Here is a 1,327-nt window from a genome sequence, read left to right on the forward strand (position 1 = left end):
TGCGGGCGTGCAGGCGTGCGTGCGGGTGTGGCGATGTCTCCGCCGTGGGCTCCGTCCCGGGGGGTGCGCGTCGGGCGGCTCCGCCTAAGGGCTGCGGCGTGGAACTCCGGCAGTGGTCTGCGACGGGGGCTGTGGCGTAGGCTCCGGCAGTTCTCTGCGGCGGGGGGCCACGGCGTAGGCTCCGGCGGGGGCCAAGGCGGGGGCCGCGGCAGCGGGATCGGACGGGACACGGCCCCTGTCGGGCTGCGCCTTATCGGCGCGGAGGGCTTGCCAGTCCGGGGTCGGTGGACTAGGCGGGACGCACTGCGCCGGCCCCGGGGGGAGGCCGGCCGCGACGGGCGGCGCACGCCGGGAGGGAAGGCAGCGACACGTGGCCGGGATGCGGCGAGGCCTCTTCTGGAGACAGGTCGACGAGGTCGTCACGGCCTGCGCGGGCGGCTGGCGGGTGCTGCGCGAGAAGGGGCCGAGCCAGGTCACCTTCTGGTTCATCGCGCTGCTGATCGGGATCGCCGCGGGCTTCGCGGCGCTGTTCTTCCGCAAGGGAATCAACGCGCTCCAGCACGCGCTCTACGGCGTCGAGGACGTGCGGCTACTCCACAGTTTCGCCGAGGGGCTGCCCTGGTACGTGATCCTCCTGATCCCGGTCTGCGGTGGCCTCGCGGTCGGGCTGATCCTGCACCGCTTCACGCCGGACGGGCGGGTGCGCTCGGTCGCGGACGTGATCGAGGGGGCCGCGCTCAACAACGGACGGGTGGAGGAGCGCGAGGGCATCGCCTCGGCGCTCGCCTCGATGATCACGCTGGGATCGGGCGGCTCCTCGGGGCGGGAGGGGCCGGTCGTGCACCTCGCCGCCGTGATCTCGACGCGGGTGTCGAAGTGGATCCGCGCCGACGGGATCACCGGGCGCGACCTCCTCGGCTGCGCAGTGGCGGCGGCCGTCTCGGCGAGCTTCAACGCGCCCATCGCGGGCGCGCTCTTCGCGCTCGAGGTCGTGCTGCGGCACTTCGCGGTCCACGCCTTCGCGCCCATCGTCATCGCCTCGGCGGCGGGGACGGTCATCAACCGGCTCGAGTTCGGCGACGTGACCGAGTTCAGCCTGCTCGAGGGCGGCACGCTGCAATTCTACGTGGAACTGCCCGCCTTCCTGATACTCGGCCTCGTCTCGGGGCTGATCGCGGTGGCCTTCATGCGGGCGACCTTCTGGGCGGACGACATGGGGACGCTCGTGCAGCGGCTGACCGGCATTCCGCGCTGGCTGCGTCCGGCCGGGGCGGGGCTGCTGCTCGGGGGGATCGCGATCTTCTTCCCGCACATCATCGGCGTCGGC

Annotated in this window: 1 protein-coding gene; it reads left to right on the forward strand. The window is 73.1% G+C overall.

Features of this window, described 5'->3' with window-relative positions:
* Positions 1–379 precede the first annotated feature (379 nt).
* On the forward strand, positions 380–1,327 hold a 948-nt coding region (locus ACTS11_RS01540), incomplete at its 3' end, for a chloride channel protein (RefSeq protein ID WP_442638595.1).

Source organism: Roseicyclus sp. (genome assembly GCF_052168335.1).
In the GTDB taxonomy this organism is placed as follows: Bacteria; Pseudomonadota; Alphaproteobacteria; order Rhodobacterales; family Rhodobacteraceae; genus Roseibacterium.